Annotated in this window: 25 protein-coding genes and 2 pseudogenes; 21 read left to right on the forward strand and 6 right to left on the reverse strand. The window is 39.7% G+C overall.

The features are described from left to right. Positions 1 to 28 precede the first annotated feature (28 nt). Positions 29 to 916: an SDR family NAD(P)-dependent oxidoreductase gene (locus IQ276_RS29830; RefSeq protein ID WP_193923694.1), complete on the forward strand. Its 888-nt coding sequence runs from the start codon at positions 29 to 31 to the stop codon at positions 914 to 916. A gap of 75 nt (positions 917 to 991) precedes the next feature. On the opposite strand, the gene IQ276_RS29835 is transcribed toward IQ276_RS29830, so the two are convergent. After that, entirely contained in the window at positions 992 to 1,162 is a 171-nt protein-coding gene (locus IQ276_RS29835; protein ID WP_235116089.1) for a hypothetical protein, read from the reverse strand. 167 nt (positions 1,163 to 1,329) lie between these two features. Here IQ276_RS29835 and IQ276_RS29840 point away from each other — a divergent pair, with 167 nt between their 5' ends. Together IQ276_RS29840 and IQ276_RS29845 are read left to right on the forward strand one after the other, a co-directional pair. Next, positions 1,330 to 2,241, forward strand: a complete 912-nt coding sequence (locus tag IQ276_RS29840; protein ID WP_193923692.1) for a class I SAM-dependent methyltransferase — start codon at positions 1,330 to 1,332, stop codon at positions 2,239 to 2,241. A gap of 191 nt (positions 2,242 to 2,432) precedes the next feature. After that, on the forward strand, positions 2,433 to 2,786 hold the full coding sequence (locus tag IQ276_RS29845; RefSeq protein ID WP_193923681.1) for a DMT family transporter: 354 nt from the start codon (positions 2,433 to 2,435) through the stop codon (positions 2,784 to 2,786). 207 nt (positions 2,787 to 2,993) lie between these two features. Here the strand turns inward: IQ276_RS29845 and IQ276_RS29850 are convergent, their stop codons facing one another. Together IQ276_RS29850 and IQ276_RS29855 are read right to left on the reverse strand one after the other, a co-directional pair. Beyond that, positions 2,994 to 4,637, reverse strand: coding sequence for a calcium-binding protein (locus IQ276_RS29850; RefSeq protein WP_190880127.1), 1,644 nt, complete (start codon positions 4,635 to 4,637; stop codon positions 2,994 to 2,996). Between the two features lie 224 nt (positions 4,638 to 4,861). Next, on the reverse strand, positions 4,862 to 5,107 hold the full coding sequence (locus IQ276_RS29855) for a hypothetical protein (protein WP_193924142.1): 246 nt from the start codon (positions 5,105 to 5,107) through the stop codon (positions 4,862 to 4,864). Between the two features lie 264 nt (positions 5,108 to 5,371). Between IQ276_RS29855 and IQ276_RS41075 the strand changes: the two are divergent. The 12 genes and pseudogenes from IQ276_RS41075 to IQ276_RS29905 all read left to right on the forward strand — a co-directional run. Continuing rightward, positions 5,372 to 6,205 (forward strand): annotated as a pseudogene (locus IQ276_RS41075) (PAS domain-containing protein); the annotation flags it as partial. A 129-nt stretch (positions 6,206 to 6,334) separates the two neighbouring features. Beyond that, a pseudogene (locus IQ276_RS41305) lies at positions 6,335 to 6,688 on the forward strand (PAS domain S-box protein); the annotation flags it as partial. A gap of 54 nt (positions 6,689 to 6,742) precedes the next feature. Further along, positions 6,743 to 7,327, forward strand: a complete 585-nt coding sequence (locus IQ276_RS41310) for a sensor histidine kinase (RefSeq protein ID WP_444880230.1) — start codon at positions 6,743 to 6,745, stop codon at positions 7,325 to 7,327. Between the two features lie 22 nt (positions 7,328 to 7,349). Continuing rightward, positions 7,350 to 8,864: a hybrid sensor histidine kinase/response regulator gene (locus IQ276_RS29865; protein WP_193916860.1), complete on the forward strand. Its 1,515-nt coding sequence runs from the start codon at positions 7,350 to 7,352 to the stop codon at positions 8,862 to 8,864. Positions 8,865 to 8,960: 96 nt separating this feature from the next. Further along, positions 8,961 to 10,124 (forward strand): bifunctional glutamate N-acetyltransferase/amino-acid acetyltransferase ArgJ, encoded by a 1,164-nt coding sequence (gene argJ / locus IQ276_RS29870; protein WP_193916862.1) that lies wholly within the window; start codon positions 8,961 to 8,963, stop codon positions 10,122 to 10,124. A gap of 477 nt (positions 10,125 to 10,601) precedes the next feature. Beyond that, entirely contained in the window at positions 10,602 to 11,804 is a 1,203-nt protein-coding gene (locus IQ276_RS29875; RefSeq protein ID WP_190880135.1) for an AAA family ATPase, read from the forward strand. A 183-nt stretch (positions 11,805 to 11,987) separates the two neighbouring features. Continuing rightward, entirely contained in the window at positions 11,988 to 13,208 is a 1,221-nt protein-coding gene (locus IQ276_RS29880) for an AAA family ATPase (protein WP_193916864.1), read from the forward strand. A gap of 10 nt (positions 13,209 to 13,218) precedes the next feature. Continuing rightward, positions 13,219 to 14,055: a GNAT family N-acetyltransferase gene (locus IQ276_RS29885; protein WP_193916866.1), complete on the forward strand. Its 837-nt coding sequence runs from the start codon at positions 13,219 to 13,221 to the stop codon at positions 14,053 to 14,055. Between the two features lie 34 nt (positions 14,056 to 14,089). After that, the gene (locus IQ276_RS29890; protein WP_193916874.1) at positions 14,090 to 15,061 is read left to right on the forward strand and encodes a threo-3-hydroxy-L-aspartate ammonia-lyase; all 972 of its coding nucleotides are present in this window, start codon (positions 14,090 to 14,092) and stop codon (positions 15,059 to 15,061) included. A gap of 173 nt (positions 15,062 to 15,234) precedes the next feature. After that, positions 15,235 to 16,521 (forward strand): amino acid permease, encoded by a 1,287-nt coding sequence (locus IQ276_RS29895; protein ID WP_190880170.1) that lies wholly within the window; start codon positions 15,235 to 15,237, stop codon positions 16,519 to 16,521. Between the two features lie 94 nt (positions 16,522 to 16,615). Next, positions 16,616 to 17,161, forward strand: a complete 546-nt coding sequence (locus IQ276_RS29900) for an RNA 2'-phosphotransferase (RefSeq protein WP_190880138.1) — start codon at positions 16,616 to 16,618, stop codon at positions 17,159 to 17,161. Positions 17,162 to 17,596: 435 nt separating this feature from the next. After that, positions 17,597 to 17,869 carry a GlsB/YeaQ/YmgE family stress response membrane protein gene (locus IQ276_RS29905; RefSeq protein WP_190880172.1) on the forward strand — a complete coding sequence of 91 codons (273 nt, stop codon included), beginning with the start codon at positions 17,597 to 17,599 and terminating at the stop codon, positions 17,867 to 17,869. Positions 17,870 to 18,033: 164 nt separating this feature from the next. Here IQ276_RS29905 and IQ276_RS29910 read toward each other — a convergent pair whose 3' ends face one another. Continuing rightward, positions 18,034 to 18,216, reverse strand: coding sequence for a CsbD family protein (locus IQ276_RS29910; RefSeq protein WP_190880139.1), 183 nt, complete (start codon positions 18,214 to 18,216; stop codon positions 18,034 to 18,036). Between the two features lie 330 nt (positions 18,217 to 18,546). Here IQ276_RS29910 and IQ276_RS29915 point away from each other — a divergent pair, with 330 nt between their 5' ends. Continuing rightward, a complete protein-coding gene (locus tag IQ276_RS29915; RefSeq protein ID WP_193916876.1) occupies positions 18,547 to 19,422 on the forward strand; it encodes a TIGR02587 family membrane protein in 876 nt (291 codons plus the stop codon). Continuing rightward, on the forward strand, positions 19,419 to 19,817 hold the full coding sequence (locus IQ276_RS29920) for a TIGR02588 family protein (protein ID WP_193916868.1): 399 nt from the start codon (positions 19,419 to 19,421) through the stop codon (positions 19,815 to 19,817). The genes IQ276_RS29915 and IQ276_RS29920 overlap by 4 nt, the downstream gene beginning before the upstream one ends. Before the next feature lie 193 nt (positions 19,818 to 20,010). Here the strand turns inward: IQ276_RS29920 and IQ276_RS29925 are convergent, their stop codons facing one another. Continuing rightward, positions 20,011 to 20,907 carry an alpha/beta hydrolase gene (locus IQ276_RS29925; protein WP_193916870.1) on the reverse strand — a complete coding sequence of 299 codons (897 nt, stop codon included), beginning with the start codon at positions 20,905 to 20,907 and terminating at the stop codon, positions 20,011 to 20,013. Positions 20,908 to 21,107: 200 nt separating this feature from the next. Here IQ276_RS29925 and IQ276_RS29930 point away from each other — a divergent pair, with 200 nt between their 5' ends. Next, the gene (locus tag IQ276_RS29930; protein WP_235116091.1) at positions 21,108 to 21,563 is read left to right on the forward strand and encodes a helix-turn-helix domain-containing protein; all 456 of its coding nucleotides are present in this window, start codon (positions 21,108 to 21,110) and stop codon (positions 21,561 to 21,563) included. 96 nt (positions 21,564 to 21,659) lie between these two features. On the opposite strand, the gene gatA is transcribed toward IQ276_RS29930, so the two are convergent. Then, positions 21,660 to 23,120 carry an Asp-tRNA(Asn)/Glu-tRNA(Gln) amidotransferase subunit GatA gene (gatA, locus tag IQ276_RS29935; protein ID WP_221706706.1) on the reverse strand — a complete coding sequence of 487 codons (1,461 nt, stop codon included), beginning with the start codon at positions 23,118 to 23,120 and terminating at the stop codon, positions 21,660 to 21,662. A gap of 511 nt (positions 23,121 to 23,631) precedes the next feature. On the opposite strand from gatA, the gene IQ276_RS29940 reads away from it, so the two are divergent. The 3 genes from IQ276_RS29940 (at position 23,632) to IQ276_RS29950 (ending at position 26,557) form a co-directional block, all read left to right on the forward strand. Continuing rightward, the gene (locus IQ276_RS29940) at positions 23,632 to 24,984 is read left to right on the forward strand and encodes a helix-hairpin-helix domain-containing protein (protein ID WP_190881315.1); all 1,353 of its coding nucleotides are present in this window, start codon (positions 23,632 to 23,634) and stop codon (positions 24,982 to 24,984) included. A 202-nt stretch (positions 24,985 to 25,186) separates the two neighbouring features. After that, a complete protein-coding gene (locus IQ276_RS29945) occupies positions 25,187 to 25,753 on the forward strand; it encodes a hypothetical protein (protein WP_190881316.1) in 567 nt (188 codons plus the stop codon). Positions 25,754 to 26,020: 267 nt separating this feature from the next. After that, entirely contained in the window at positions 26,021 to 26,557 is a 537-nt protein-coding gene (locus IQ276_RS29950; RefSeq protein WP_193924434.1) for a PM0630 family protein, read from the forward strand. Positions 26,558 to 26,734 lie beyond the last annotated feature (177 nt).

Below are 26,734 nucleotides of genomic sequence, written 5' to 3' on the forward strand. Positions count from 1 at the left end.
CAACAGGATAAGGTTTAAGGTGTTTATCATGACAACTTTAGCAGCTAAAACAGTACTTTTGACAGGTGCATCACGCGGTTTAGGAGTATATATTGCTCGCGCTCTAGCTAGAGAGCAAGCAACTGTGCTTTGCGTTTCTCGTTTTAAGTCAGGACTAGATACAACATGTGCTCAAATCAAAGCTTTGGGTGGAAAAGGGATAAGTATTCCCTTTGATATTAAAAACGTGACAGAATTATCAAATCTCAAACAGCAAATTAATAAACTTGCTGGACCAGTAGATATTATAATTAATAATGCTGGCATAGAAATTTACCGAGATTTTGTTGATTATTCTCTAGAGGATCTCCAGTCAATATTGACAATTAATCTACTCGCTGCTGTTGAATTAACCCGTTTGTTTCTGCCAAGTATGTTGGAACGGCGTACTGGTCACATTGTTAATATTGCTTCTCTAGCTGGTAAAAAGGGAGTCCCTTACAACAGCATTTATTCTGCTAGTAAAGCTGGTTTGATTATGTGGACTGATGCTATGCGACAAGAACTAGCTGCTACTGATACTAATATCTCGGTAATCTGTCCAGGATATATCTCTGAAACTGGTATGACTGTTAATAGTCGCGTATCTGCTCCTTGGTTAGCAGGTACATCTACACCAATAGATGTAGCAAATGCAGTAATTAGAGCTATTAAACAAAACAAAGCAGAGATAATTGTTAATCAAAATTCGCTAACAGCAAATATGACTAAACTAATGTTTGCTATTGGCCAATTTTGCCCAGAATTTGTAGATAGAGTTTATCATTGCTTGGACATAGTTAAGCTTAACCGCAGGCGTGTAAATGCGAAAATTTTTGCCACAGATCATATAAATGTGCCAATTGATCATTATGGAATACGTCACAAAAAGAGTTAAGTCCTGTTAAGAATTTGCTTTCAGGTAGATGAAGAAATTTCCGGCAGTATTTAAATTCCTTCGTAACTTCTAGCCTTATACAGCAGAATTCAGGATACAGAATTCAGGAGTAAAACACGCTTTATACCTGGATAACAGACTAAGCTTGTGTACCTTACTAACTTGAAATCTGCTGTATGTGGTGGCGATCGCTCTTGCAATAGATAAACCAAAATCAGATCCACCTTGATTATAAAAACGATGCATATCAGTTGCAATAAAATATCTTATTCAAATAAGATATTTGTGTATAGAAATAAATGAATTTGATGATTAAATTATGATGTTGTTGAGTATTAAATATTAACAATAAGCCGAATTAATTTCATCCATAGTTCATACTAACAATTCTCCAATTTCAGGAAAAGAAAAATATGATATTTTTTACTTCCCCGCGTGTAAATCTTCCTTCTCCTCTTGTTGAACCACTTGATGATAACAACAGGATTATTAATTTGATTGCTGAAATTACTAATGAATCTGTTGAAATTGTTCGCCATAATCTAGAAGAAGAAGAAATTCGCCTTGGTAGTAAACAAATCCGTGAATTTCATGACCAGGGTTTGTTACCCCATGTCTGGAGTGAAGAAATGAGCGAGTTTTACAATAATACAGATGCATTTTTGTACAATTTGGTGGCGTGGAACCGTAATCATATTAAGCTACAAATGCGTGATTGGATCGGGAAGTATTTGAGCCGCGAAGAGAGTTCTGGTTTGGATATTCTCTGTTTAGGAGATGGGTTGGGCATTGATACTCTTTATTTGGCTCAGGCAGGACATAATGTTACTTATTATGATGTACCAGGCTATACCGAAACATTTGCTCGTCGACTCTTTGAAGACTCTGGTTTGCCAGTATATATTGTTAATGATATTGAGGCAATTTCTAAAGAAGCTTATGATGTGGTTTTGTGCTTAGATGTGCTGGAACACGTTTCCAATCCACCCTCTTTTGTGGCTGAAATTTATGGCTATTTGCGATTTGGAGGAAGAGCTATTATCCATGCCCCGTTCTATTTAGTTAATGAGAATCATTTGACACATCTGAAGTCAAATCAGAAGTATAGTGGCAGGTTGGATCTGTTTACCAAGCAGGGATTACATTTGGTTGATGGGCAACTTGGCTGGAACCCGATTGTACTTCGTAAAATTGACCAGAAAGCCCAACTGCCCAGTTTATGGAATTTACATTTGTGGGGTATTCAATTAATGGGACTGTATATTGCCATTACCACTCGTATGTGGGGAAATCCATTTTTCTGGATTATTCCGAAGAATAAATAGACCTGTGTTGAAAATAGAGACTAGGAAATAGGGAGTGGGGAGAAAAAAGTGGCGATCGCTCTTCCAATGGATAAACCCATACCATCTCCAATTCTATAAAAGAAGCGATCGCTATTACAACTCGACAAGCGCTTAAAAAGAGAGTTTATTACGGCTTGTCAAGCAATTTTCTTAATCAAACTTGTATGAATATGAACTTTAGTTGGAGCACATGGAGTTTCGTCTTCGCTGCTAGCATTAATACTTGCATTGGAAATCTGCTATTGAAGCGATCGCGCCTTGAAGCCCCCGACCCTGGTTTAGTATCATTGCTATTGTCCCCTTGGTTTATCAGCGGACTGGTTTTCTACAGCATAAATGTAGTGCTATTTGGCAAAGCATTAGATAAATTGCCAGTTTCAACGGCTTACCCTGTCTTCGCTGGGTTGGGATTTGGCTTGATTGCCATTACTGGAAGTTGGTTTTTTGGAGAACGCCTTGGTCTCAACCAATACGTTGGACTAGGAATAATTTTGATTGGAATCATTATCATGTCGCGTTCCTAATTCTATCGATCTCTATTTGCGATCTTTACAAGCCCCAGATCCCCGACTTTTAGCAGAAGTCGGGGATCTTGTTTCTCACCATCGGTGAGAGGTTGAGGTAATTGCATTTTTGTCAAGTGTGTGCAGTAAAGGCGATAAATCCAGCTTGTACACTGGCTTTCAGAGATATTTAACCGCGCTTAAGTCTTGATTCTGTGGGGCAGCAGGTTAAAAGTACTGTACTACGAAGTCTGCGGCTGTAAGAGTAGATAGATTATTCAGATTCGCAAACTGGGCACCTGTTCCCAAGCCATCTGTAGCTCCGTTTTGGTTATAGAACAATCCACCTGTTATGCTGTTATAAACAATCAAAGCACTACTTTTAGCTGCGTCTCCATCATTGACAACAGTGGCAAACATTTGCTCAGATAAAGGTCCACTAGCCAATCCAAAAGTCATAGGGTTTAGAGCAATTTTGTCAGTACCAGACTCAAAATCTTCAATAGTATCTACTCCTAACCATTGAGTATTAAAAGCTGCATTGAACCCGAAACCAAAACGATCTGCACCAGTACCACCTATTAACAGGTCGTTGCCATCTTGACCTACTAATAAATCATTGCCACTAGACCCAGTAATGGAGTCTTTACCGACACCACCCAGGATAGTATCATTGCCTTCGCCGCCATCCAATAAATCATCCCCACCGTAACTATTAATAGAATCATTACCACTATTACCAGCTATTTGATCGTTAAAGTTACCAGTTCGGATCAAGTCAGCTGCGTTAGTACCCTTGATATCAAACCGCTCAATGTTTGAGTAAACCACTTGATCGGAAGTTGAACTACTGTTGCGTGCATATAATGAGCCAGAGTAAGTGGCTGTATTTACATCTAAAAAAAGACCAGCGTTTGATCCAGTGTAAGTATTGGCAGAATAGTCTACTTTTAATACATCGATACCAGTACCACCGTCTACTACGTCATATCCAATCCCAGCTGTAACTGTGTCGTTTCCTGCACCTGTTTTAATTATTTGGTTCCGACTAGATGTGTAGGTGATAGTGTCGTCACCACTACCGATAATAAGTTCGTCTACATATTCAACATCAACAAGTTTGGCTCCATTAGATAAGCTAACCTCTGTCTGAGTGACACCTAAGTCGTTGAATACAAGCCCAGTGGTAGCAGCAGAGAGATCAATTCCTTTGACGACATCAATCCCAGATCCACCATCAATTACATCAATACCTCCACCTGCAATAATAGTGTCATTGCCGCTACCAGCATAAACTTGATCGTTTCCAGCACCGGTTACACCTAGCCAATCTGCTTTTATGAGATCATCACCATCGCCGCCATAAATAGTATCATTGCCATTGCCATAATTATTGCCTGCGGTGATTGTATCATTGCCATTGCCACCATCTAGGAAGTTGTTGCCACTGCGACCATCAATAGTGTCATTGCCTGCATTGCCATAGATTTTATCGTCATAATTTAGACCGAAGAGAAAGTCATTTGCGAAAGTGCCCGTAATCTGAAGTTTTTCAATATTGGTAAAGTGAACTGAATCGGCGTATGCACCACTGGGATCTGGGGTTCGCCATGCATGTATCTGAAATTGGCTCCCATAGTCGTACATCTTAATGCCAGATTCATACACTCCTTGGTAGTTATTAGCGGAGTAATCCACTATTAATGTGTCAATCCCATCGCCACCATTAACTGTGTCTCCTCCATGTCCAGTTGTTGCATAAAAAGTATCATCGCCTTCCTGCCCATAGTACCGTTGAATCTTTCCGACTTCATCCGGCACTAAAAACATTACATCATTACCTGTAGTTCCATAAAAATCAACGTATGACATTTGTATTTCTCCTTTGTAGGGTCTGTTAGGATGGTTGCGAAGTGTTCTTCATGTCTATAGCTTCCTAAATCAACCCTTCATAGTCGATAGATAAAGTTCGTATACTCAGCCTACTAATATCTAGATAAACTTCGTATTCCTTGTTATTCAGCTTGAAACCCATTGATTTGGGGGCATTACAAGCTATTAATCAATAGCAAGCTCAAACCCTTACTCAATATAAATCAGGAACGACGTAGGGAGGTAAGATCACTTTCTTCGAGGACAGAAGTAATATCAGAATAGCTAGTTTTACCAACTTTGATCTCAATTAAACGTAAAGTCAGTACTGGTGCGCCACAACGAATAGTACCAAGTTGAATCAATCGGTCTTTAACCCAATGGTCATAGCTGAAAATTTTAATGAAATAGTTGATTTCAGAATATCTACGGTAACGATAACCAAAGCGATCGCGGTATTTTAATCTCAATCAATCTTAAATTATCAGGTTAAAAATCTCACAAAGTATGACAATTCGAGAATGTATAAGCCCTCGCCAATGTCCAGCCGCACTCAAACCTAGCCTACAGCTTGTGCTTTATAGTACAGCAAAACTCTGACAAACGCCGAACCTCTTCTCTTCTAGAATGTGAGAAGCCACACTCTAGGCGTCTTGGCGTTTATGAAGCCAGGTAGAAAACCTCTTTTTTCGCGCTCTGGCTTCGATGAAGACTTGTGCTGTGTATGGGTTTTGATCGTGGAATTTTTAAATAATTTTTTCTCTACTAACCAGTTTATTCCCCACGGACATTGCTACCTCTGGAAACCAGGATTGGTATGGTTGCATCTGCTTTCAGATGTACTAACTGGACTTGCTTATTATTCAATTCCAGTCATGCTAGTTTATTTTGTTCGCAAACGGCGAGATGTGCCTTTTGGCTGGATGTTCCTGATGTTTAGCACATTTATTGTTGCTTGTGGCACAACCCATTTAATGGATGTGTGGACGCTTTGGTATCCTACCTATTGGCTATCGGGCTTCATCAAAGCTATCACCGCTTTTGTCTCCGTAGTTACGGCGTTAGAACTTGTGCCATTAATACCCCAGGCATTAGCTTTACCGAGTCCTGCCCAACTTGAGGGGGCTAACAGCCAACTTGCAAACGAAATTGCTGAGCGCAAACGAACTGAGGAAATTTTAAGAGAAAGTGAACAACGTTGGCAATTAGCTTTACGTGGCAATAATGATGGAATTTGGGATTGGAATGTTAAAACTAATGAAGTTTTCTTTTCGATTCGTTGGAAGGAAATGCTCGGTTACCAAGACCACGAAATTTCTAACCATTTAGATGAAATGTTGACACGAGTGCATCCTGAAGATCTCCATTGGGTAACACAAGCAGTTCAAGATCACTTTGCGAGGAAAACACCTTTTTACATTACCGAGCATCGAGTTTTATGTAAAGATGGCAGCTACAAATGGATTTTAAATCGAGGTCAAGGACTGTGGGATGAAAACGGTAACGTAGTGCGGATGACAGGCTCACACACGGATATCACTGAGCGCAAGCAAGCAGAGGAAGCACTCAGTAGTCTACTTAACCAATTAGAAAGCATCGTTGACGAACGGACAGCAGAATTAACAAGAATTAATCAATCACTACAAGCAGAAATTACTCAGCGCCAACGAATGGAAGCAGCATTGCGGGAAAGCGAACAGCGATTCCGGGCTACATTTGATCGAGCTGCTGTTGGCATTGCTCATGTAGCAATAGATGGAAGATGGTTGTTAGTTAACCAGAGGCTTTGTGATATTCTCGGTTACACGCTCCAAGAGCTACAGTTGTTAACTTTCCAAGATATTACCCACCCAGACGATCTTGAAACTGACCTGAAATACGTTAACGAGATTCTAGCAGATCGGATTCAAACTTTCTCAACAGAAAAGCGCTATTTCCGCAAAGATACTTCCATAGTTTGGGTTAACCTCACGGTAGCTTTAATGCGTGAATCTAGCACAGAGCCAAAGTATTTTATTTCTGCGATTGAAGATATTAGCGATCGCAAGCATTCACAAGAACAAATCAAAGCATCACTCTTAGAAAAAGAGGTATTATTAAAAGAAATTTACCATCGTGTCAAAAACAATTTACAGGTGATTTCTAGTTTGCTAAATTTGCAATCTGCGTATATCAAAGACAAAGACGATTTAGTAATATTCCAACAAAGCCAGCAGCGAATTGCATCAATAGCTCTGATTCACGAAAAATTGTATCAATCTCAAGATTTAGCGAGGATTAATTTTGGTGAATATACTCGAGATTTAGTAGCGAGTTTATTTACTACATACGAAGTCAATGAAGATGCCATCACCGCCCGAATAAATATTGATGAGGATGTTTCACTAGGCTTGGATACAGCGATTCCTTGTAGCTTAATTATCCATGAGCTTGTATCCAATTCTTTAAAATATGCATTTCCTCAAGGTAGAAATGGTTCAATTTATATTGAACTTTATCAAAGTCATGACAATAATTTGATCCTGAGAGTTAGTGATGATGGTATTGGTTTACCTTCAAATTTTGATTTCAAAAAAATAGGCTCATTAGGTTTACAATTAGTAGATGCTCTCACTTCTCAATTAGCAGGAAGTATCATTATAAAAGGCGACAGTGGAGTAAAATGTCAGTTGATATTTCCATTTATGTAAATATAAATAAAAAACCTCAATTATGACAAATGCCAGAATATTAGTTGTAGAAGATGAAGCTATTGTTGCCAAGGATTTACAGTATCGACTAAACAAATTTGGTTATACGGTTCCTGCCATAGCTTCTTCTGGGGAAGAAGCTATTAATAAAGCAATGGAAATTTTGCCAGATTTGGTGCTAATGGATATTAGACTCAAAGGTAAAATTGACGGGATAGAAGCTGCTCAAGAAATCTATAAACGCTTGGATATTCCCATAATTTATTTGACCGCTTATGCAGATGATAAAACATTAGAACGAGCCAAGATAACTGAACCGTTCGGCTATCTACTCAAACCTTTTAAAGAAAAGGAATTACAAACTAATATTGAGATAACTTTGGTGAAACATGGTCTAGAAAAGCAATTAAAAGCAAATAAAAAATGGCTGGATGCACTTTTAAAAAGTATCAGCGATGGTGTGATTGCTAGCGACCTGCAAGAATTGATCACTTTTATGAATCCTGTGGCTGAAAATCTGACCGGATGGAAACAGGAAGAAGCTTGTGGCAGAAATTCATCAGAAGTATTTAATATTGCCAATGCAGAAACTCATCACCCTCTTGAAAATCCGATTATCAAAGTTCTTCAAGATGGTACTATTGTAAATCTACCAGCAGAAACTATTTTGATTGCTAAAGACGGCGCAGAAATACCGATTGATGATAGTGTTGCACCAATTAAAGATGACAAAGATAAAATTACGGGTGCTGTGTTGATATTTCGGGATATTACTGAGCGCAAACGAGCCATTGAAGCACGTCAAAAGCAAATCGAGCAAGAGCAACTTGTAAGCCAATTAGAGGAGATAAATGAACTCAAAAATGACTTCTTGAGCTTAGTTTCTCATGAATTGCGATCGCCTCTGAGCAATATCAAGGTAATGATTCAAATGTTACAAACTTCTACTGGTACTGAGGAAACTCAGCATTATCTAGAATTGATGGACGGTGAGTGCGATCGCGAGCTAGAACTCATCAACGATTTACTAGACTTACAACGCCTAGAAAGCTCATCCTACTCAATAATTACACCTGATGCGTTGTTCTTACAACAGTGGCTACCTTGGGTGATTGAGCCATTTCAAACCCGTATTCAAGAACATCAGCAAACTTTACAGATAAATCTAAGAGCAGATCTGCCGCCACTTTCCTCAGACAGCACTAGCTTAGAACGAATCTTAGTAGAATTGCTCAATAATGCCTGTAAATACACACCTGCGGGTGGTGAAATTCTGCTCAGTGTACTTCACAATTCTTCAGAAACACCCCCAAATACTATTATTAGTATTAGTAATTCAGCAGAAATTCCGGCAACAGAATTACCGCGAATCTTTGAGAAATTCTATCGCCTCCCTCATGCAGACATCTGGAATCAAGGTGGTTCAGGATTAGGTCTACCTATAGTACAGAAATTAATCGAACAACTGCAAGGAAAGATTCAAGTAGAAAGCAACAATGGATGGACGACATTCACCCTGACGTTACATGATTTATAGTTTGTCAGCTTCTATTAGTTCCAAAAACTGAGATAATTAGAAGGAAGAATTCAGAATTCAGAATTCAGGAATCAGAATAAGAAAGTTAGGTATTTAATGTCATTAACTACATCTTCCACACCTCAAGGATTTAGCGCATTTATTACTAACTTGGGAATCCGAGATACAACAGATGATTTTGTCTTGATTAAATCAGAAGTTCCTTGTGTAGCTGATGGAGTTTTTACTCAAAGTCTTTTCGCCGGACCGAGTGTTACTATTAGCCGCGATAACTTAAAAGATTCACAAGCACAAGCAATTGTCGTTATATCTAAGAATGCAAATGTCGCTAATGGTTCTGTTGGTATCGCTGATGCCCAAGAGGTTTTGCAATTAGTTGCAACTGAAACTGGAATTGCTGCACATAATATTGTGATAGCTTCTACAGGTGTAATTGGTAGACGTTACCCCATTGAAAAAATCCGCGCCGGTTTATTAGGATTGGGGAAAAAATTGACTGCTGCTGATTTTCATGCCGCAGCCCGTGGTATTATGACCACCGATACAGTAGCGAAACTAGCTACACGGCAAATCGGAAATGCCAAGCTGGTGGGAATTGCCAAAGGTGTCGGTATGATTGAGCCGAATATGGCTACCCTCCTAACTTTCTTTTTTACTGATGCTGCTATTGAAGCAAACAGCCTACGTTCTATTTTTCGTTCTACTATCGATAAAACATTTAATTGCCTGAGTGTAGACACTGACACTTCTACTAGTGACTCCGCCGTAATTTTAGCAAATGGTTTAGCAGGTGAAGTTCCAGAAGCAGATTTTGCTAATGCATTGCAAGAAGTTGCACATGAATTAGTCCTGAAAATTGCCAGAGATGCAGAAGGCGCTACTAAGATTATTCAGGTAACTGTAGATTCCGCTATTAACTATGCACAAGCTAAAAAAGTAGCTAAAGCAATTGTCAATTCACCATTAGTAAAAACCGCCGTCTATGGAGCAGATCCAAACTGGGGACGAGTCGCTATGGCTATAGGCAAATGTGAAAATGAACAACAAATAAATCCAGAAAAAGTTGTTATTAGATTTGACAATGTGAAAGTTTATCCTGATAGTTTAACCGAGGAAAATCTGGAACAATTACGGCAAATTATGTCCAAAGACAAAGTAGATATTCATGTTAGTCTTAATATTGGGGAAACTTCTGCAACTGTGTGGGGTTGCGATCTTTCAGAAGGTTACATAGAAATTAATGGCAAATACTCAACTTGATTATACTGGCTCCCGCACCGATAAGCTAAGGAAAAAATAATTAACCACAGATTAACATACAGCAGAATTCTGAATTAGTATAGCTTCTGTGCCTAGCTACCAGTCCCAGATGGTGTACTTCACGCTTCTTGAAATCTGCTGTAGATCCTCGTAGCGTGGCACATCTGTGCTACCCATATACCAATACATTTCAGATAAACCCAAAACCCTCATGTAGAGACGCGATTTATCGCGTCTTGGGTTTATCGCGTCTTCAAATACCAATTGCTTGGTAAATTAATTTGACACAGACATTCATTATGTATTATAGTGTAATACATAAAAGATGAGTTAGATTAAGAAGACTTGCTAGCCAGTACAGCACAGTGAAAATAAACTTAACATTTGTACGCAATTAGTTGATATTACGAGAGAAATTTTTCAAAATCTCCTAGTTCAGCACCAAGTAACTCGATAACGCTATATAACTAGATAAATATGGATTTTGACTATTATAGAAGCAATGATGGCACTCCTGCGAATAATACTCGTCAAAGCTTACTTGCTAGCGGTTGGCGGCCGTTTCACCGAGAATTAGACTTGGGCTTTTTCTGGCATTTATTATCTCATGATTCACGGGAATTAACTCAAAAAAGCTTGAATTTAGCGAGTAATGTCGCTGATATTTTGGGGCGAAATAATTATGCTTGGTGGGCAAATTTATTAAGTGTTGTATCGGATAATACGCGTTACGAAATTGAAAAATTTTGGAATTATATTACACCAGATCCTCAATCACCAGATCATCGCTACAAAGATGTTTTGAGTAGCGAAACGCCCATCGTCCAATTTGTCAGTCGCAGCAGTATTCCCATTGATTACGTTCTCAACCGATTGCAAGAAATTACTATACTAAGAGTTTTACATTTGTTGGCTCGTCCTGATATTATTACCCAATATTATTCAGAAAGAGATTTTTACTTTCCTGTAGAAAAGTTTTTTAGCTGGGAAAGGTTAGATGTAATCAATACTGTTTATGCGTACTGGTCTCAATATGACGTTTGGTTGCAAATTGATCCTTACGATCGCGGGCGACGACAATATACTTTAATGGCGAGAAATTTAGCGCCATTAATTAACAAAGCAACTTACGACTTAGCAGTCATGCTGAGTGGATATCAAAGTCGTGTCGGCAAAGTTCACAGTCAATTTCCCATTCGCACATTTCCAGCAGATATCCAAAACTTTACTGATTCTGTACAGCAAGCAATTCTCAATCAAAATCAGTTAGCAGTTGTTGTACATGGAGAACCGGGGACTGGTAAAACAGCTTGGACACAAGCAGTAGCAAAAGAAATTCTTATACCTTTAGGTTTTGTCATTTTCATTTTAGATCATGATGCGATCGCCAACTTTGTCCCACCAACTTACTTAGAGCGAATTTGTATCGTAATTAACGAAGCTGATAATTTAGCCCAAAATCGTGCATCTGAAGTAGCGCAATACAATAACAAAACCGAACACATTCTGAGTTTGTTAGATGGCACTTTGTATCAGAGTGTAATTGATGACTCTGGTATTCAAATGCAGCAACGCTTAGTTGTCTTAATGACTTGCAACACTACTGAAAGATTAGATCCAGCCATGTTGCGTAAAGGCAGGGTGGATTTAATGTATGAGTTTACGCAATTATTTGTGTAACTATCAACCATTCAAAGGGAACAGGTAACAGAAACCAACGTTTCGACTTTTTTAGATGTGGGTTATATTCTGAATTCTGACTCCTGAATTCTGCTTTATTTATCTGGAATTAATCCGAGATGTCTTGTAGCTAAACTTCAATGTGAAGATTCAAGACCATAACGTATCAGCGAAAAAATAACTGTGAAAATTCAACAATTGATTACAGAAGCACTCAGTCTACCGAATAATGCCATCGCCTACCACATCAGTCAGGAATTAGCAGCAATTTATCCCCATAAAGGACTGGTAGAGGGAAACGATTCGACATTTAATTTAGAGAAGTATGCCAAGGTAAACCTCTGTACTCTTCAACAGAATATCTTTATCCACAACCAGATAATTACTAGCTGGGATGGGATGGAGCAAGAAATTTACAATTATACCGAAAATGCCAGTTTTGAAGTTACATGGCAAGGGCAAAAACTTGATATCCTCTTAATGAGTTGGCAGGAAGGTTATTGTAAAAATCGATATTACTGGATTTTAGCTGAGAGCAAAGAAATAGCTGAAGAATTTTTTGTTGCAGTTTGTGATTGGAATTCCGAAATTCGTGACGAGGTTTTAGTCTTTGAAGATGGTTATTGGGACAAAAATCAAGACTTATTTCAATCCATTAAAGGTGCTACTTTTAATAATTTGATTTTGCAGGGTAATCTCAAGCAAGATATTCAAGATGACCTGAATACATTCTTTGCATCCCGCGAAACCTACGCAGCTTATGGTGTACCTTGGAAGCGGGGTATTTTGTTCATTGGTTCACCGGGAAATGGCAAAACCCACACAGTAAAAGCATTGATTAATCAAATGCAACAACCTTGCTTATACGTGAAAAGCTTCAAGTCTGAGTATCAGACTGATAGCGAAAATATTCGGCAAGTATTCAAACAAGCTAGGCAATCAGCACCTTGTATTTTGGTACTAGAAGATATCGATTCTCTCTTGAGTGAAGAAAATCGCTCTTTCTTTTTAAATGAATTGGATGGCTTCGCCTTGAACGAAGGAATTATCACCATTGCAACTACAAATCATCCAGAACGTTTAGATTCAGCAATTAGCGATCGCCCCAGCCGCTTTGACCGCAAATATCACTTTGAATTGCCCGATATCCTAGCGAGACAAGCTTACATAACTTTGTGGAACCAGAAATTAAAAACTGCAATGCAGTTGTCTGATGAAGCTATAAATCATATAGTTAAATTGACAGATGACTTTTCTTTTGCGTATCTTAAAGAACTATTTCTATCATCGATGATTCGTTGGATGGTAACCTTAGAAACTGGGGCAATGGAGAAAATTATGCTTTCTCAAGTTGCGGTTTTGCGAGAACAAATGAGCAGCACAACTATTGGTAGTGAAAGCTGAGGGAACTAGAATGAAAGTCTATCGATTTCAAAATGCTACTGAATTTTATGCCAGAGTGAAAGACTACTTGCTAAATCAGGAAGCAATGCATAACTTACTGTTGGGAATTAGCCATACCTTAATTGAAAATCCCGAACGCTTTGAGGAAAAGCCTTATTTGTCAACAGTGGAGGTAAATGGAGATATTGTGGCTGTAGCCATGAGAACACCACCTAGACCATTGCTACTCTCCGAGATTAAAGATTTCCAAGCAGTGGAGTTACTTGCTCAAGATTTATCTATCTCCTACCCATCACTACCAGGAGTAAATGCTCCCACAGATGAGGCGCAAGCTTTTACTCTGGCGTGGCATTCGCTGACTGGTCAATCCTATCAGTTGAAAGTAGCTTTGCGTACCTTTAAATTAGAAAAGGTAAAGCCAATTTCTCAAGTCACAGGTTATTTACGTCTAGCCACAGAGGATGACCGAGAACTTTTGAAGAATTGGCATGAAGCCTTTTCTCTAGAAGCTTTGGGCGAGATTGAATTAGATGCAGAACGCTGGGTTCAAGGAGTTTTACGCCAAGGTACTGCTTACCTTTGGCAGGACGAAGTAGCAGTTTCAATAGCTTGTCATGGTGGAACCACGCCCAATGGTGCGCGGGTTGGTATGGTGTACACACCGCCTGAACATCGCCGTAGAGGCTACGCCAGCGCTTCTGTTGCAGCTTTGAGTCAGACTTTATTAGATCGAGGAAATCGATTCTGTTTTTTATTCACAGATTTGGCAAACCCAACATCCAATCATATATATCAGGAAATTGGTTACCAACCAGTGGGCGATTGGCATAATTACTCGTTCGTCTGACAATAAAGAGCAACAATCTTTAATACTGCCATCGATGCTGAAGCATAACTTAGTTACAATAACTGATGTCCAAGCAGCACAAGGGCGACTTTTGGGAATTGCCCACCGTACACCCGTGCTGACTTCTAGAATTGTTAACGATCGCACTAATAGCCAAGTATTTTTTAAGTGCGAAAATTTTCAACGCACCGGTTCATTTAAATTTCGAGGTGCATACAACGCCTTAACGCAACTATCAGTAGCACAAAAACAAACAGGTGTTATCGCTTATTCATCGGGAAATCATGCCCAAGCGATCGCCTTAGCTGGACAATTACTCAATATTCCCACCACCATTGTCATGCCTGATGATGCACCGGCTGTCAAACAAACTGCCACTCGCAGTTATGGTGCAGAGGTAATTTTGTACAATCGTCAGACAACAAACCGGGAAGAATTAGCCCAAAATTTAGGAAGCGATCGCCATCTGACACTTATTCCGCCATACGATCATCCCCATGTAGTCGCAGGACAAGGTACAGCAGCTTTAGAACTGATTCAAGAAGTTGGTGAATTGGACTTGCTGTTAGTTTGTTGTGGTGGTGGTGGATTACTGTCCGGTAGTGCGATCGCCACCAAAGCACTTCTACCTGATTGTAAAGTAATCGGCACAGAACCAACACTTGCCGACGATGCCACCCGTTCCTTTCACAGCAAAACCCTGCAAACCGTCAAAAATCCCAATACCATAGCAGACGGTGCCCGGACTCCTAGCCTTGGTGAAATTACTTTCCCCCTAGTGCTGCATTACGTCGATGATATGGTAACCGTATCTGAAGAAGCGATTGTTCGCACCATGTTTTTCATGTGGGAACGCTTGAAAATCGTAGTCGAACCCACCGGAGTACTCGCCGCCGCCGCCTTACTCGAAGCTGTGGTAACAGCACCACAAGCAAAGATTGGTATCATCATCAGCGGTGGAAACGTAGATTTGGCGCAAGTTGGTAAATTGTTTTCTCGGTATTGATGAAATTCAATTGGTCGCGTCTTGTAGAGACGGCGATTTATCGCGTCTCATTTATCGCGTCTCTTGCTGAAAAATTTGCCCAAAAAATAGTAAATTAGGGGTTTTTGCTAAAATTATTTACATATATTAACATTCTCTCCTTAATTTAGGTGCAATTACTCAATATGACCCTCATGAAGCCTGTTCTCAAGGATTCAGAGCAAGTAACTCGGTTGTTTTCTCACGTGCAATTTGATGGAAATAAACTCAATCATCAACCAGGTAGTGTATTAGGTAGTACAGCAATGATTGCGGGAACCACGGTTGGGGCTGGGATTCTCGCCCTACCAGCGGTCACCCTCCCATCAGGAATTTTACCATCGACATTTGGGTTGATTGCAGTTTGGCTGTACGCTTTAGTTTCAGGTTTGTTGATTGCAGAGGTGACTTTAAACACCATGCGTTTAGAAGGGCGTCCGAGTATAGGTCTGTTGGGAATTGTTGAAAAGAACCTGGGGAAGGTGGGAGCGCTAGTTGCTAGCGGTGCATATTTATTCATGCACTACGCTCTGTTGGTAGCATACATCACCCAAGGTGGAGAGATTTTAGGAACTGCGATCGCCAAACTCTGGAATGTACACAACTCATTACCTACGTGGGTGGGTACAACGACTTTCACGCTGATCTTTGGCGGTGTGATGTATCTTGGGCGAGAAAAGTTTATTGAGAAATTAAACACCGCCTTTGTGGCAATTGTCATTGTTTCCTTCTTGGGACTCTTATTGCTAGCAGGAGGACAAGTTAAGAGTAGCCAACTCTTAATTCAGAACTGGAGTGCCCTTGGTAGCGCAATTTCAGTTATGTGTGTAGCAATGTTTTTTCAAAACATAGTACCGGTGGTTGTGACGCAACTTGAAGGAGATGTCCGCAAAATTCGTCAGTCCATCTTGATTGGTTCCTTGATTCCCCTAATCATGTTCTTGGCGTGGAATGCTGTAATTTTGGCAAGCGTCAGTCCTGATATGGTACACAGCACATCTGGCGGCAAAACTGTTTTTGATCCACTACAAATTTTACGAGCCGGTGGTGCGGGAGAATGGTTAGGAGTGCTAGTATCAGTTTTTTCAGAGTTTGCGATCGTTACATCATTCATTGGATTTGTATACGGATTATTGGATTTGTTCAAAGATATTTTTCTCATTACACAGGGCGATATTTCTAGTCGCCTACCCCTCTATTCGCTGGTTCTTTTCCCTCCGATGACTCTCGGTACACTCAATCCCAGCATCTTTTTTACTGCCCTAGATTACACAGGAACATTCAGCATCTCAGTTCTAGGTGGAATCATCCCGGCGTTAATGACTTGGAAGCAACGTCAAGAACAAAAAAACTCTAATAGCATCAATCAACCACTCATTCCTGGTGGTAAACTGACACTCATGGCGATGATTGTAGTAGCATTAGTCCTGATGCTCAAATAAATTCTATCAATTCACACAAATTAAAACTAGCAATCAAATTTCTCATGTATTATATTTTATCTATAAATGTAGTATAAAATTTCAACCCAATCAAATGAGTGATTCTCGGCTCATCAAAATCAGCAAATATCTCAGCAAATATCTGCGACACACACCAGATGCAATTGGAATTGAACTTGCTCCCGGTGGTTGGGTTGCTGTTGATCAACTACTTACAGCTTGTGCTAAAAACAAGTTTCCAATTAGCCGTCAGGAATTAGAGTTAGTAGTAGAATCTAGCGATAAACAACGCTTTTCTTTTGACTCTACAGGTACTCTGATTCGTGCTAATCAAGGACATAGTGTAGAAATTGATTTACAATTGGAACCTGTTGTTCCTCCAGATCAGCTTTATCACGGTACGGGACACAAATCTGTAAAGTCAATTCTAGAAACAGGACTTTGCAAAATGTCGCGTCACCACGTTCATTTATCGAGGGATATTGCCACAGCCCAGAACGTGGGAGCAAGACATGGGAAACCAGTAGTTTTTATTGTAGATGCTGCCGCAATGCATCAGGCTGGTTACATCTTTTATTGTTCTGATAACGGTGTGTGGTTAGTGGATAATGTGCCACCTGAATATCTCCAAAAAATTTGAAGAAGAATACAGAATTCTGAATTCTAAATCAATATAGCGTTGACATTCTAGCGACATTTCGATGATTTCTTTTTTATAGCAGTTTGTAATTGCGTGGAGTACAGGCAATTCGTAGAGTAGCACAACTGTGCTACCCCACCCAGTACCCATTCAAATGAAAATCATTACAAGTAGTTCAACTTGGCGATCGCTCAAAATACCAGCGTCAATCGTCCATTTGATAATGATAACAGTCATGACGATTGATTCTTCCCTATGATTTTTTTATATTTTCCCATCTTAATAGGAAATTTTGGAATTTCTTGGTCAGAAAGTGTAATCACATTGGCACAAAACTACAATCTCACAAATTTAATACCTATATCCTACGGTAGAAGGAAAACAATATTGTAATTTCTAAGCTAGTTATTATCTTTTCTGATGGATTAAATTATGCTGAACATTATTGCTTGGATAATTCTGGGTTTAATTGCTGGTGCCATAGCAAAAGCTATTTATCCCGGTCGTCAAGGTGGTGGAATCGTTGCAACTATGGTATTGGGTATCGTAGGTGCTGTACTTGGCGGAATTTTAGTTACTCTTTTAGAGACGGGTAGATTTCAATTAGCTGCCGCATCTCTCAGCATACCTGGTATAATTGTTGCCGTCATTGGTGCAATTATCGCTATATTTATATGGAATTTAGTAGCTGGACGTACCAGTTATTAGTTGAATCGAATTGCTAGAAAAATTATGGTTAGAGGTAAGTTGTTAGCAGATTTTTCCCCAATACAAAAACTCCACTAAGTTTTAGTAAGTGGAGTAGTTAATGTTAGACTATGAGTAATGAACCATCATTAAAATTACTTACGATTTACATTGCACAAGCTAAACTAGCTTAAAGCTTTCTTGATTTCATCTTTGATGTTTTCTACAACGTGAATACCTTGGGCTTGGGCTTGCTTGGCTTGTCCTTCAGCTTTATCTTGGGGATTACCTGTTAATTCACCCACAACCTCTTGAATTTTTCCTTCAATATTTTTTGCAGTAGCTTCGATTCTTTTTTCGGCACTCATGGTTTTATCTCCGGCTTGTCTTGTAGTTGGTTAACCTATTACTAAATTTATTAGTGATGTATTGTTTTTTACCTCCATCAGGGGAGAGAAAAATTACATAAGTTATAGTATCTTCAGATAGATGTGGAATGGCATAGCAGCATGTAGTGTAAAATATGAAAGTATTATAAGTAAAATTTATATATTTTGAAGAAGAAGTCATAATGCAATCAGCAGATAGTAGGGGCGTACAGCTGTACGCCCCTACAGCAAATTTATGTGTTGCTCACCAATTTATTTATATGTAGCGATCGCTTTACAAATTGTAATTATGAAAAGGAAAGTCAAGGAGTGGCAACAAAACGTCAGAAAAATGTCTGGAGAAGTGAGATTAATGACATCATTCGGGGTGCTTGCGGAGGTTTTTTATTTGGTATACCTTTGCTGTATACAATGGAGGTTTGGTGGATTGGATCGCTTGCCAAACCACAAATGATGATGATGGCGATCGCACTGATGTTTATTGTAGTTTTCTTCCTCAATCAAACAGAAGGTTTTCGCAAACGCAGATATAACTGGCAAGCTCGTCAAGCTGCAATGGATACCATAGAAGCAATGGCGATCGGCATAGCTTGCTCTGCGTTTATCCTGCTACTATTACGAGAATTAACGCCAGAAACTTCCCTCAAGGAATCTTTAGGTAAAATAATCTTTGAAAGTGTACCTTTCACTCTCGGTGTAGCATTAGCCAACCAGTTTTTGGGAGATACTAGAAACGGCAATGGGGACGGGCAAACATATGATGCAGCTAACAAAAACGAGAGTGAAATAGACGCCACTTTAGCAGATATAGGTGCAACTTTAATTGGTGCGATCGTCATTGCATTTAACATCGCTCCAACAGATGAAATTACCATGTTAGCAGCCGCAGCTTCACCACTTTGGGAATTGGCAATCATCGCCGCATCTTTGCTAATTTCTTATGGCATTGTATTTCAGGCAGGCTTTTCTGACCAGCGAAAGCGAAGACAACAAAAAGGAATTTTCCAACGGCCATCTAGCGAAACGATCATGTCTTACCTAGTGTCACTACTAGCAGGCGCTTTTATGCTGTGGTTTTTTCAAAAGTTGACTTTTAGCGACCCTTGGACAATGTGGTTAGATCACACCTTAATGTTAGGTTTACCTGCAACTATTGGCGGTGCAGCTGGTAGGTTAGCGATATGACTAAAACAGAACAACAACCAAAGCGTTCCCTTGCTGAGTGGGTGACATTCAGTATCGCCTCGTTTATCTTAGCCATCATTGTGAGTTTGGTGGGCTACACTTGGCTAAACGAAAAAAATCAACCTCCTATTATTTCTGTCGCCAAAAAAGAAACAATTCGGGAAATTGATGGACAATTTTATGTAGCCTTTGAAGTCGTCAACACCGGAGGAGACACAGCCGAGTCAGTTCAAATTATGGCTGAGTTACTAATTGATGGCAAAGTTGCAGAATCAGGAGAACAACAAATTGACTTTTTATCTAGTGGTGAAAGAGAAGAAGGCGCATTTATATTCAGCCAAAACCCCCGCCAAGGTAAGTTAAATCTGCGTATTGCTAGCTATAAATTGCCATAATGGAGCAGAATTCAGAAGTCAGAATGGGCTACGCCCCGCTGCGCTAACAGAATTCAGAATCTGAATAATAAGTGGTATTAAGTCCGGTTAATTGCTTGTAATTATATGGATTTACCGTAGGGTAGCACAGCTGTGCTACCCTACCAAGGTATTTATATCAACCTTAATCCAAAATCTAAAATTGTATTAGAAGTTATGATTTCTCGATTGTCAAGACTTGCTCAACAAAAGACTCTACCCATTGCAAATATTGTGAACCGGCAACTAGTGCGGTATTATTATGCTCTGCTGCTGGAATTAACAATAGTTGCTTCGGTTCGGGAGCAGCAGCATAAAGTTTTTGGCTCATGAAAGAAGGTACAACGAAATCGTCAACGCCATGAATGAATAAAACGGGCATTTTTAAGTTTGGCAATTTTTTAATCGATTCAAACTGCTGTGTCAAGATTAAATCCACAGGAAACATCCAAAACATGTTTCGATAAGCGATCAAATCACGGACAGAAGTAAAAGAACTTTCCACAATTAAACCAGCGGCTTGTGAGTGTTTCACTGCCAAATCGATGGCGATGGCACCCCCCAATGAATGACCATAAATAAAAATTTGCCTGGGTGAAATCTCTTGTTGCTGTACTAAGTAATTCCAAGCTGTGGCTGCATCCTCATAAACCCGCTTTTCATTGGGAAAAGAACCTTCACTGCGACCATAACCCCGATAATCAATTAGCAATACTGAAAATCCTAACTGATAAAATCGATTTGCATGACCTATATTTGCACCAATATTAATACCGTTACCATGCAGGTATAGCAACACCTTGGCATTAGGTTGTTTAGCTTTTATCCACCAACCATGAATGTGTTCTACCTTGCCTGTTTTAACAGCTACAGGTAACCAAACCTCTTCGTAAGGGAGATTAAAAAACTCTGGTGTCTTTTCAATCACAACAGAGGGAAAGAAAATAAACCGAGTTTGGCTAATAAAAAGAAATAGACAGATGGCAAAGTAGACAAATGCTGCAATTATCCCAGCCCAGAGGAGCGATCGCGTAATTACTGGTATTATAAATTGCAGGTTTTTGCTTGTCATTATACCCAAAATTTTGCTTTATAAAGTATTTATCATAACAGAAAAAATACTTAGTATGAGATGCTTTAGCATTTTAAAATCCTGGATTAAGCCATAATGAAAAAAATTTATCTGAAAATCAAATATTCAGTAAATTTACGTATGCATGTTTCAGTCTTCTCTATGAAAGTAGAATTAGCTAGCCCATACAGGAGAAGACTGTGACACCCTTAAATGAAGCTCAACTAGAGCAACTAAAGGAAATCAGCACACACTTGCGACAAGTAAGACAACAAAAATCCATACGCATCGAAGAAATCGCCGCTCAAACAATGATTCGATTGGGCGTTTTGCAAGCATTAGAACAAGAGCGATTTGAAGAATTGCCTGAGCCTATTTTTCTTCAAGGATTCATCCGTCGTTATGGAGATGCCTTAGGGCTAGATGGAAATGCTTTATCACACATGTTGATAACCAATGTTGTCCGCCAAAACTCTAAAAATGCTCATAAGAATTTAGATAAAAAACGAAATACATACATACCTCTTGTTCTGACCTATATTTTATTATTAGTAGGTGCATCTGCTGGTCTTCTTCATACACTTAATCCACGGCTGACAGCTGAATCAGTAACTCCAGAAGATGATAATCAACAGTCGATAGTTAGTAATCAGTGAGGGAGATGGGGGAGGTAAGAGAGCAGGGGGAGCAGGGGGAGCAGGGGAGGCAGGGGGAGAAAGAATAACCAATGCCCCATGCCCCATGCCCAATTTTCAAGATATTTGCGGTTTACGCAGATGCCAAGTAGTGGATTGCTCATAAGCATAAGCTACCTGAAAAAGTTGGTCTTCCCGTAGCACATTACCAATGAGCTGTAATCCTATGGGTAGTCCTTGTTCGTCAAAACCACATGGCACACTTAAACTAGGTAAACCAGCAAGATTTACGGGAATAGTCATTAAGTCATTTAAATACATACTTAAGGGGTCAGTAGTTTTTTCCCCTGCTTTGAATGCTGTAGTGGGAGATGTGGGACAGACTAACACATCAACCACGCCAAAAGCTTTTTCAAAGTCTTGCTTAATCAGGGTGCGGACTTTTTGAGCTTTCAAGTAGTAGGCGTCATAATAGCCAGCTGAAAGCGCGTAAGTGCCAATCATAATCCGGCGTTTGACTTCTGTACCAAAACCAGTGGCACGGGTACGAGTGTACATCGATAGGAGATTATCGGCATCAGCAGCGCGGTAACCGTATTTAACGCCATCGTAACGAGCTAGGTTTGCTGACGCTTCTGATGGGGCGATAATGTAGTAAGTAGGTAAGCCATAACGAAAGCGGGGACAGGAAACTATGTGAATTTCTGCTCCCAAACTTTGTAGTTGATCCACTGCTTTGGTAACAGCTTCTTCCACTACAGAATCTAGACCTTCGCCAAAAGTTTCTTTAATGATACCAACTCTTAACAGACCTCTGGGTTTGAAATCTGGTTTTAAGCTAGCAGCGTAGTTGGGAATGGGAACTTTGAGGCTAGTGGAGTCTTGGCGATCGTAACCTGCGATCGCATTCAATAATATTGCAGCATCTTCTACTGTGTTTGCAAATGGCCCAATTTGATCTAAAGACGAAGCATAAGCCACCAAACCATAACGCGAAACCAAACCATAAGTTGGTTTCATCCCCACAACACCGCAGAAAGACGCTGGTTGGCGAATTGAACCGCCAGTATCAGAACCGAGAGCAACCACACATTCTTCGGCTGCTACCGCAGCAGCCGAACCTCCCGAAGAACCACCTGGAACTCGTGACAAATCCCAAGGGTTAGCCGTGACTTGGTAGGCAGAGTTCTCTGTGGAACTACCCATCGCAAACTCATCTAAGTTGGTTTTACCCACCATTACCGCCCCAGCATCTGCCAGTTTTTGTGTCACTGTTGATTCATAGGGCGGCACAAAATTTTCCAAAATGCGGGAGCCGCAGGTAGTAGGAATCCCCTTGGTACACATATTGTCCTTGATTCCCACAGGAATACCTGCTAGCAGTCCAATTTCTTCTCCCGCAGCGATTTTGGCATCCACAGTACCCGCCTGCTCTAATGCCCGTTCTGCTGTCACACATAAAAAGCTGTGCAATTTCGGCTCTAAGGCTTGAATGCGCTCTAAAGCTTCTTGGGTAATTTCAACAGCAGAACGTTCTTTTTTTACTAGCTGTTCGTGCAACTCGCGGATGGATACCATGATTGCTCTCTTTATGACTCAAGTCCTTGATTTTAGTACATATTGAATCGATTGGGGAGTGGGGGGTGGGGATTGGGGACTGGGGATTGGGGACTGGGGATTGGGGAGTGGGGACTGGGGATTGGGGATTGGGGATTATACATGGAGGAGAAGGGAAACACTTACTACAATTTCTCCTCTGCTCCCTCATCCCCCTCATCTCCCCTACTCCCCACTCCCCTACTCCCCACTCCCCTACTCCCCACTCCCCACTCCCCACTTATCTGACTAAACGGATTAATATGTATTTATATGTGTTTAATAAGCTTTTAAAACGCCGATTATCTGCCTATTAACTGTGTATTTATTCGTTTATTAAACTTTTGATATATTGTGGTTAACTTTGTGTCAGAGTATAGCAATGTTTTCTAGTATTGAGGAATTGTATTATCAGTAATACTCTATCTACAATTTTCATCATTTTATCAATTAATGAATTTTGTTTGCAAAATTTGTTTTCAGAGGGGGTAGGATGGTAAAAATAGTGACACGCAAATATTTAGGCAGACAAAATGTCTATGATATTGGGGTTGAGCGTGACCATAATTTTGCGATCAAAAATGGTTTAATAGCTTCCAATTGTTTCAATAAATCCCATTCAACTGCATACGGTTATGTAACTTATCAAACAGCATATTTAAAAGCCAATTATCCATTGGAATATATGGCGGCACTGTTGACGGCTAACAGTGGTGATACAGATAAGGTACAGAAATATATTACTAACTGTACGAATATGGGTATTCCCATAGATCCGCCAGATATTAATCGTTCTGGTGTTGATTTTACGCCGGCGGCAGGAAAGATTTTGTTTGGATTTTCGGCGGTGCGTAACGTGGGACAAAATGCGATCGCCTCTATTTTGTCAGCCAGAAATGAGACAGGAGAGTTTAAATCTCTAGCTGATTTTTGCGATCGCGTGGATTTACGTGCAGTTAACCGCCGAACTCTGGAGTCGCTCATTTACTGTGGAGCTTTTGATAAAATTGAACACAACCGTCAACAGTTAATCAATGACTTAGAATTAGTATATGATTGGGCACAATCTCGCGCTAAAGACAGAGCCAGCGGTCAAGGAAATCTCTTTGATTTATTAGGCGATGGATTTTCTCAGGCTCAAAATAAAAGAGCAAGTAATGCCTTTGAAACTGCTCCTAAAGCTAAACCTGTGGGGGACTTTACTCCACAGGAAAAGTTGCAGAAGGAGAAAGAATTATTAGGTTTTTATGTATCAGATCATCCACTGAAATCTTTACGGCAAATAGCACCACTATTGACTCCGATTAATCTTTCACAGCTTGGAGAACAAAAAGAAGATACAAGACTTTGTGCAGTTGTCATGTTGAATAATGTCAAAAAAGTTGTTACTAAAAAAGGTGACCAAATGGCAATTCTGCAAATAGAAGACTTAACTACACAATTAGAAGCTGTAGTCTTTCCCAAAACCTATGAACGCATTAGTTCCGTACTCCAAGTTGATACCAGATTGATTATTTGGGGAAAAGTAGATCGACGTGATGACCAAACTCAATTTATCCTTGAAGATGCAGAACCTGTGGAAACAGTACAAATGGTAATGGTGGAGTTAAATCCCCAGCAAGCAGTTAATATTGAAGAATTACATCGCTTAAAAACAATTTTGCAAGAACACTCACCAGACAAAGAAAAGGCAAAAATGCCAGTAATTGGAATTATACAAACTGAAAATTCGCGTAAACTTGTTCGTTTGGGTTGGCAATTTTGCGTACAAGATTCTAGAATAACTGTTCAAGCTTTGCAAAACGCCAGTTTTACTGCTCATATGAAATCGCTGACTGGTAGCTGATTTTAAAAGTGAAAAGTCCACTAGTACTAAAAGCAAATTCTGTTAGAAGTTTTACTCAACTGTCAACAGTAGATTGCCTTAAGTATTTAGGATTTTAATAGTTTTTTTAGTTACTTATGCGGATGAAATTTCTCTTAATGAAATGGTATCTTTTTATGCCATAGGCCTTAAGACTGTGACCGGGGGAAGGAGTTATAACTTGATGATGGTCAACGAGCTACATAAATTTGTTTCATACTGTAAAAGAATTCAACCGCAAACTCAGGAGGACATTCAAAAATTTTTTGAAGGAGTGCTGTTGTTTCCTTATGATAAGGAGCTTCTGTTACAAGCTTATTTATTTTTGAATATTAGAGACTTGTTTCCCTCGTGCGCTGAATTGTTGTTATTTGAAAAATCGCCAATATCAGATTATACAGATTTAGGTAAGTGCGATTTTGTTTACCTGACTTTTAAAGGTACTTTGTTTTTAGTTGAAACTAAGTTTATTGATACAGAAGCAACAGGAGCAACAGAAAGAAAAAGAAGAAATAAACACAGAAATAAGGTATTTGAGCAAGTTATTACCTTAAAAGGTCGATTTAGTGAATATTGGAATATTAGGCTAGAGCAATTAGAATGTGGAGTTTTCACAACAGATCCAGAAGTTGCTTGGCGAGGAAATGGTGTGAACGTCATATCTAAATCAATATCTATAGAACATCTGGAAAAATGGCGAAGAAATTATCACATCAGTCAAAAAAGTTGTGAGGTAAGTAAACATTATTAATTTCCAGTCAAAATTCATTTTCTCTCAATAGAAGTTTGCTCTATGGCAATCATGTGTGATTTCGTTCAAATTACCGATATTTAGATCCCCGACTTCTTTTAGAAGTCGGGGATCTAAGTTTTGAACTGCGATCGCCAACACTAGTATTCAAGAAAACCAACTAGTAAAAACAATTTCGTCTTTGTCCAATCATCAGTATCTTTGACCCGGAAAATATGTCAGATTACTTGAATAAGTACCAAACGTCTGACAGGAAAATCAAAAAAAATGAGAATTTGGGCTACTACTGCTGTGCTAGCTTCTTCTTGGCTTATATTTGGGATCATAGCTTCTGAGCCAATCAACGCTAATTCTGTTGTTGTACAAAATGCCACATCATTTCCTACACCAACAAGCCTCAAAAAGATTACTGTTAGTAACGCTGAGTTTGGGTTGAAGAGAGTTGACAGCAAAGGTAACGTTACCATTTTTGAGACAAGAAGTGTGCCACTCCAGGAAGGAAATGCCTACGGATGGCGAATTAAACTCAAAGATTACCAAAGTGAAGTCAAATGGCGCGAAGTCTTGCGTTTACCAAAACCTCCAGAAACTTGGGGTACAGATAATGGTGAAAACTTCGCAATCTCAGCAGATGGTACTACATCCATAACGCGGCGCATAGAATCTGCTCCCGACGGCGTGATTGAGAATTTTTGGACGATCGCTCCTGGCGATCCACTTGGTAAATATAAAATACAGGTCTATATTGATGACCGTTTAATTAATACTTTCGAGTTTGAAGTGATTCCAGTCAAGCGGATTTGAAAGGGGATGGGGCATTGGGAATTGGGCATTGGGCATTAGAAGTGCTGTACATGGATAGCGTGGCGTTTAGCCCATTAAGAGTTATTATTCTTCCCCTGCTCCCCCTGCCTCCTCTGCTCCCCCTGCCTCCCTGAAGGAGTATCTTAAAGATAGAAGTTTGATTTTTCTTGGGTGGCG

Source organism: Desmonostoc muscorum LEGE 12446 (genome assembly GCF_015207005.2).
Taxonomy (GTDB): Bacteria; Cyanobacteriota; Cyanobacteriia; order Cyanobacteriales; family Nostocaceae; genus Nostoc; species Nostoc muscorum.

Excerpts from the sequence above, each read along its gene's own strand:
- IQ276_RS29830 (WP_193923694.1), top strand. The coding sequence starts at position 29 with ATGACAACTTTAGCAGCTAAAACAGTACTTTTGACAGGTGCATCACGC.
- IQ276_RS29835 (WP_235116089.1), bottom strand. The coding sequence starts at position 1,162 with ATGCATCGTTTTTATAATCAAGGTGGATCTGATTTTGGTTTATCTATT.
- IQ276_RS29840 (WP_193923692.1), top strand. The coding sequence starts at position 1,330 with ATGATATTTTTTACTTCCCCGCGTGTAAATCTTCCTTCTCCTCTTGTT.
- IQ276_RS29845 (WP_193923681.1), top strand. The coding sequence starts at position 2,433 with ATGAACTTTAGTTGGAGCACATGGAGTTTCGTCTTCGCTGCTAGCATT.
- IQ276_RS29850 (WP_190880127.1), bottom strand. The coding sequence starts at position 4,637 with ATGTCATACGTTGATTTTTATGGAACTACAGGTAATGATGTAATGTTT.
- IQ276_RS29865 (WP_193916860.1), top strand. The coding sequence starts at position 7,350 with ATGACAAATGCCAGAATATTAGTTGTAGAAGATGAAGCTATTGTTGCC.
- argJ (WP_193916862.1), top strand. The coding sequence starts at position 8,961 with ATGTCATTAACTACATCTTCCACACCTCAAGGATTTAGCGCATTTATT.
- IQ276_RS29875 (WP_190880135.1), top strand. The coding sequence starts at position 10,602 with ATGGATTTTGACTATTATAGAAGCAATGATGGCACTCCTGCGAATAAT.
- IQ276_RS29885 (WP_193916866.1), top strand. The coding sequence starts at position 13,219 with ATGAAAGTCTATCGATTTCAAAATGCTACTGAATTTTATGCCAGAGTG.
- IQ276_RS29890 (WP_193916874.1), top strand. The coding sequence starts at position 14,090 with ATGCTGAAGCATAACTTAGTTACAATAACTGATGTCCAAGCAGCACAA.
- IQ276_RS29895 (WP_190880170.1), top strand. The coding sequence starts at position 15,235 with ATGAAGCCTGTTCTCAAGGATTCAGAGCAAGTAACTCGGTTGTTTTCT.
- IQ276_RS29900 (WP_190880138.1), top strand. The coding sequence starts at position 16,616 with ATGAGTGATTCTCGGCTCATCAAAATCAGCAAATATCTCAGCAAATAT.
- IQ276_RS29910 (WP_190880139.1), bottom strand. The coding sequence starts at position 18,216 with ATGAGTGCCGAAAAAAGAATCGAAGCTACTGCAAAAAATATTGAAGGA.
- IQ276_RS29920 (WP_193916868.1), top strand. The coding sequence starts at position 19,419 with ATGACTAAAACAGAACAACAACCAAAGCGTTCCCTTGCTGAGTGGGTG.
- IQ276_RS29925 (WP_193916870.1), bottom strand. The coding sequence starts at position 20,907 with ATGACAAGCAAAAACCTGCAATTTATAATACCAGTAATTACGCGATCG.
- gatA (WP_221706706.1), bottom strand. The coding sequence starts at position 23,120 with ATGGTATCCATCCGCGAGTTGCACGAACAGCTAGTAAAAAAAGAACGT.
- IQ276_RS29940 (WP_190881315.1), top strand. The coding sequence starts at position 23,632 with ATGGTAAAAATAGTGACACGCAAATATTTAGGCAGACAAAATGTCTAT.
- IQ276_RS29945 (WP_190881316.1), top strand. The coding sequence starts at position 25,187 with ATGATGGTCAACGAGCTACATAAATTTGTTTCATACTGTAAAAGAATT.
- IQ276_RS29950 (WP_193924434.1), top strand. The coding sequence starts at position 26,021 with ATGAGAATTTGGGCTACTACTGCTGTGCTAGCTTCTTCTTGGCTTATA.